The sequence below is a fragment of the Streptococcus sp. HMSC072D05 genome, assembly GCF_001815805.1.
Lineage (GTDB): Bacteria > Bacillota > Bacilli > Lactobacillales > Streptococcaceae > Streptococcus.
Map to the genome: position 1 here is coordinate 167,661 of NZ_KV822018.1, position 5,328 is coordinate 172,988.

Consider the following 5,328-nt stretch of genomic DNA (forward strand, 5'->3'; position numbering starts at 1 on the left):
GTATCTTGACCATCCCAGAAGGATAATTTTACTTTATCAAGATGGACATTGTCTTTGTCCCAATAGTTTGGATTCTTTTCGAACTCGACTGATGATTTGGCTACGATTGATTTGAGTAAGAATGGTCCATTATAGAGAATGCTGCTTGGGTCCGTACCTTTAGCAAAGTCATCCCCTTTAGAGTTCAAAAATTCTTCATTAACAGGAGCCAGAACACCCATTGTTGTCTTAGAATTCCAGAAACTTTCTGGCTTGTTCAATGTGTATTGAACGGTATAATCATCAAGAGCTTTGATTCCTACTTGAGAAAAATCTGTAATTTCTCCTTTGACGTAAGCATCCAATCCCTTGATAGATTCCTGAACCAGGTAAAGACCATCTGATTTCTTATCAGCAGCATACTTAAGACCAGTTACAAAGTCTTGAGCTTTAACTTCTGCATACTCCTCACCTTCAGATGTATACCATTTTGCATCCTTTCGGAGTGTATACGTGTAAGTCAATCCATCCTTAGATACAGACCAATTCTCAGCCATAGATGGTACAAAGTTACCATAGCGGTCATTTTCAAGCAAGCCATCGATAACGTTGCTCGTAATATTCGCTGTAGCTGCCTTACCAGTTGTCAAATAGTTTAGGTTATCAGGATCCGTTTCGTAAATGTATGAGAATGTTTTCTCGCCTTTAGCATTTGAACTTGATCCAGAGCAGGCAGCAAGAGTCGCAGCTGCCAATAACGTCACACCCGCAAGGGCAAGTAGTTTTGAACTTTTCATTGTTTTCTCCTTTAAAACTTTCACCCCATTATAGTCCCTTTTCAGAAACATGTCAATAAAGTTTTCAGAATTTTTGAATTAATTTGGTAAATTCTGAAAAATATGTTTTCTATTATAAAATTATGATTCTCTAATACTATATTTTTATATCTTAAACCAGCAAAACAAGGACCGAAAATCAGATTTTTTATCATTTTTTTGCTATGATTAGATAGAAGAAAAGTTAAGGAGAAGACAATGATATTAATTACAGGTGCGAATGGTCAACTCGGTACCGAACTACGTTATTTACTAGATGAACGAAATGTAGACTATGTTGCAGTTGATGTGGCCGAAATGGATATCACGAATGCTGAAATGGTTGAGAAGGTATTTGCTGAAGTCAAGCCAACTCTGGTCTATCATTGTGCAGCCTACACTGCTGTTGATGCTGCAGAAGACGAGGGGAAAGAACTGGATTTTGCCATCAACGTAACTGGAACTGAAAATGTAGCCAAGGCCTCTGAGAAATACGGAGCTACTCTGGTCTATATCTCGACAGACTACGTCTTTGATGGAAAGAAACCCGTCGGACAAGAATGGGAAGTCGATGACCTACCTGATCCGCAGACAGAATATGGGCGTACCAAGCGAATGGGGGAAGAACTTGTTGAAACCCTTACGTCACAGTATTACATCATCCGCACTGCTTGGGTCTTTGGAAATTATGGCAAAAACTTTGTCTTTACAATGCAAAATCTTGCCAAAACCCATAAAACTCTCACTGTTGTCAACGACCAACACGGCCGTCCAACTTGGACACGTACCCTGGCTGAGTTTATGACCTACTTGACTGAAAATCAAAAAGCATTTGGCTACTACCACTTATCAAATGACTCCACTGAAGATACCACTTGGTATGACTTCGCTGTCGAGATTCTTAAAGACAGTGATGTTGAAGTGATTCCGGTAGACTCCAGCAAGTTTCCTGCAAAGGCCAAACGTCCCCTCAATTCAACCATGAGTTTGGCCAAAGCGAAGGCGACAGGTTTCGTCATTCCAACCTGGCAAGATGCCCTTAAAGAGTTTTATAAACAAGAAGTAAGAAAATAACAGATTACGACATACATAAAAAGCAAGAGAACTCAAAGTCTCTTGCTTTTTAGTATGCATTTAGTTAATCACTTGTTGCGTCTTGGCATAGTTAGCCTCGACGGCTTCTTTTTCAGATTTCCACCAGTCTTGGTTGTCTGTGTACCACTTGATGGTCTCTCTGAGACCTGCTTCAAAGTTGGTAAACTCTGGCTTCCACCCTAGTTCATCACGAAGCTTGCTAGCGTCGATAGCATAACGAAGGTCGTGACCAGCTCGGTCCGTCACATGATCATAAGCATCAGCTGGTTGCCCCATCTCCTTGAGGATGAGTTCCAGCACTTCCTTATTGTTCTTTTCACCATCCGCACCAATTAAGTAAGTTTCACCAATTTGACCTTTGGTCAGAATCGTCCAAACACCTGAAGAATGGTCATTGGTATGAATCCAGTCACGGACGTTTTTACCTTCACTATAGAGTTTTGGCTTGATACCACTCAGGATATTGGTAATTTGGCGCGGAATGAACTTCTCGATATGTTGGTAAGGACCATAGTTGTTTGAACAGTTAGAAATAGTCGCTTTAACACCAAATGAGCGCACCCAAGCTTTGACAATCAAGTCTGAAGCTGCCTTGGTTGATGAGTATGGTGAGCTTGGATTATACTTGGTTTCAGCCGTAAATTTCTCACCTGGACCTTCTCCATGACCCGGCAAATCTTCACGCAAAGGCAGGTCCCCATAGACTTCGTCAGTTGACACATGGTGGAAACGAAGGTCGTATTTACGAGCTGCTTCCAAAAGAGTGTAAGTCCCAATGAAGTTGGTATGGATAAATGGACTAGGATCATTGAGCGAGTTGTCATTATGGCTTTCTGCCGCATAGTGAACGACGGCATCTGCTTGAGCAGCTAACTTATCGACCAAGGCTGCATCAGCAATATCTCCAACAACCAACTCAACACGATCACCTAAAATTTCTTCAATGTTGGCACGATTACCAGCATAAGTCAGCTTGTCCAGTACTGTCACATGAACATCTGGAAAGTTTTTGTAAACATAATGAACAAAGTTAGAACCGATAAAACCAGCTCCACCTGTCACGATGATGTTTTTGTATTCAGTCATTTTTATTCCTTAACTTTTTTACAAATCTTCTTTTCTTAGTGGTTTGACATCCTTAAGTAGGGGATGATGTTTATCAGCTTCTGAGACTTCTGCTTCTGCTAGGTTTTCCCACTGGATGCCCAAAGCTGGGTCTGCATAGTTGACAAAGGCATATTTAGGCTTGAGCTCAAGCGCCCAGTAGTCATTGACCAGATAGCTATAAGAAACTGTATCCGAGAGTACTTGGAAACCATTGGCTACGCCACGAGGGACAAAGATTCCCTTACTTGCATCAATCTCGGTCTGATAAACATTTCCAAAAGTCCCACCTTCACGTAGGTCAACCCAAGAACCCAGAACTTTCCCATTGTCTGCTACTGAGATATACTTGTCCCAAGGTTCGGCATGAAGGCCTCGAAGAACATTTTTACGAGAAAAGCTGACATTATTTTGCAGTTTCCCTTCAACAAAGAAGCTTTCAGGAAAACCAAGCGGTAGCATCTTTTCTTTCTGAAAATTTTCCTTAAACCAGCCACGATTGTCTCCATGAACTGGAATGTCAAACTCTAACATACCTGGAATGGCATCAATCTTACGCACTGCTAGTGTTTTGCCGAAAAAATTATCTGTCATCTAGATTTCTCCAATCAAACGGAGCAGGTATTGTCCGTATTCATTCTTCTTAAGAGGTTGCGCCAATTCCAGTACATCTTCACGGCTGATATAACCCATTCGATAGGCAATTTCTTCCAGATTTGCAACCTGGAGATTTTGCATTCGTTGAACCGTTTCGATATATTGGGAAGCCTCTAACAAGCTCTCGTGTGTCCCAGTATCCAACCAAGCAAAACCACGGCCCATCACCTCAACAGAAAGATCTCCACGTTTCAAATAAGCATTGTTGACATCTGTGATTTCCAACTCACCACGTGCACTTGGTTTTATCTGTTTGGCAATCTCCACAACGTCATTGTCATAGAAATAAAGACCTGTCACTGCATAGTTAGAGCGAGGATTCTCCGGTTTTTCTTCTATGGAAATAGCATTCATGTCTGTATCAAACTCGACCACACCAAAACGCTCTGGATCCTTCACTTGGTAGCCAAAAACAGTCGCCCCCTTCTCTTTCTTGGCTGCCTTTTGAAGCATTTTGCTCAAACCAGGTCCATGATAGATATTGTCCCCCAAGATCAAAGCAACACTATCGTCACCGATAAATTCTTCACCAATAAGAAAAGCCTGAGCAAGTCCGTCGGGACTAGGCTGTTCCGCATAGGAAAGCTTGATCCCAAATTCGGAACCATCCAAGAGCAGGTCCTTAAAACGGGGTAAATCCTGTGGTGTTGAGATGATCAAAATGTCCTTAATCCCTGCCAACATCAAGGTTGACAAAGGATAGTAAATCATGGGTTTATCATAAACTGGCATCAGCTGTTTTGACGCAGCTCGAGTAAGTGGGTACAGTCGGGTACCTGAACCACCCGCAAGAATAATACCTTTCATAATAGGCTTCCTTTCTGGCTAATTACCTATCCTATATTATATTTCATTTTGTCCCAAATTCCCTAAGGAATTTACTTCAATTTGGATAAGGCAGCTTTTAAATAGGCTCCGTCTCGAAGAGCAGCTCCAACTTTCCTAGCTTGTTCTGAAAGTTCCTTGTAGTCTTGAAGTGTCAAATCATCTAGTACTTTTTGGAGGTCATGTAGAGAATCAACCGCTATACCACACTGCTTATCTAGCACAAAATGCGCAAGGGCAGACTCTCTCCAAACCACCAGAGGAAAGCCCGAAGCCAAATAAAGAGAAGCCTTGTGCGAGTTGTTAAAGCGTAGATAGTTTCCGTAAGAACCTTGGCAGGTTTCTGAGCTGTCTCCGTCCCATACCAAACCAAAACTACCTTCAAGAGCAGCTGGGAGGTCATCCGGCATAAAGGAACCAAAGTAGCTAGTGTTTTTCAATGCACGACTTTCATCGTAGCCCACCCCATACAAGTTATAGGCTGGTTGTTCTGGTAAATTATAAAGATAACCTGACTTTGCAGGGTTCAAATTTCCAGCTACGATAATAGGTTGGTTTTTTTGAGGAAGAGCTTGTACCTCAAAGTTAGGAATCAGATAGTCAAAAATCTCCAAGCTTACCATTTTATCAGACGGAAATCCTTGACCGGCTAAAACATTTTTCATGATATCATTATGAACGATAATCCCATCCACTGACGTTAGAGCTTTCTTCTCTTGAAAGTAATTTCTCACTTTATGACGAAATTTCACTTCTGAACCTGCTGCATGACGCAAGGTTTCAATATCATGGATCAACAGATAGAATTTAACTCCTCTTTTTTGCGCCTGCTTGATGAGTTGTGAAATGAAAA

General features: G+C 41.5%; 6 protein-coding genes. 1 reads left to right on the forward strand and 5 read right to left on the reverse strand.

What is annotated here, in order from left to right; genetic code table 11:
• Positions 1–776: ABC transporter substrate-binding protein (locus HMPREF3057_RS10465; protein WP_257370878.1), on the reverse strand; the 776-nt coding region annotated here is incomplete at its 3' end.
• Between the two features lie 237 nt (positions 777–1,013).
• Here HMPREF3057_RS10465 and rfbD point away from each other — a divergent pair.
• Positions 1,014–1,868 carry a dTDP-4-dehydrorhamnose reductase gene (gene rfbD / locus HMPREF3057_RS04915; protein ID WP_049501014.1) on the forward strand — a complete coding sequence of 285 codons (855 nt, stop codon included), beginning with the start codon at positions 1,014–1,016 and terminating at the stop codon, positions 1,866–1,868.
• A 60-nt stretch (positions 1,869–1,928) separates the two neighbouring features.
• On the opposite strand, the gene rfbB is transcribed toward rfbD, so the two are convergent.
• From rfbB to HMPREF3057_RS04935, 4 genes are all read right to left on the reverse strand, one after another.
• The gene (gene rfbB, locus HMPREF3057_RS04920; RefSeq protein WP_070696680.1) at positions 1,929–2,975 is read right to left on the reverse strand and encodes a dTDP-glucose 4,6-dehydratase; all 1,047 of its coding nucleotides are present in this window, start codon (positions 2,973–2,975) and stop codon (positions 1,929–1,931) included.
• Between the two features lie 18 nt (positions 2,976–2,993).
• Positions 2,994–3,587, reverse strand: a complete 594-nt coding sequence (locus HMPREF3057_RS04925) for a dTDP-4-dehydrorhamnose 3,5-epimerase family protein (RefSeq protein WP_049520852.1) — start codon at positions 3,585–3,587, stop codon at positions 2,994–2,996.
• Positions 3,588–4,457, reverse strand: a complete 870-nt coding sequence (gene rfbA / locus HMPREF3057_RS04930) for a glucose-1-phosphate thymidylyltransferase RfbA (protein WP_049520851.1) — start codon at positions 4,455–4,457, stop codon at positions 3,588–3,590.
• Between the two features lie 71 nt (positions 4,458–4,528).
• Positions 4,529–5,328, reverse strand: an 800-nt coding sequence (locus HMPREF3057_RS04935; RefSeq protein ID WP_070696684.1) for a glycosyltransferase, incomplete at its 5' end; no start/stop codon positions are given.

Coding starts and splice junctions, on each gene's coding strand:
- rfbD (WP_049501014.1), top strand. CDS start 1,014: ATGATATTAATTACAGGTGCGAATGGTCAACTCGGTACCGAACTACGT.
- rfbB (WP_070696680.1), bottom strand. CDS start 2,975: ATGACTGAATACAAAAACATCATCGTGACAGGTGGAGCTGGTTTTATC.
- HMPREF3057_RS04925 (WP_049520852.1), bottom strand. CDS start 3,587: ATGACAGATAATTTTTTCGGCAAAACACTAGCAGTGCGTAAGATTGAT.
- rfbA (WP_049520851.1), bottom strand. CDS start 4,457: ATGAAAGGTATTATTCTTGCGGGTGGTTCAGGTACCCGACTGTACCCA.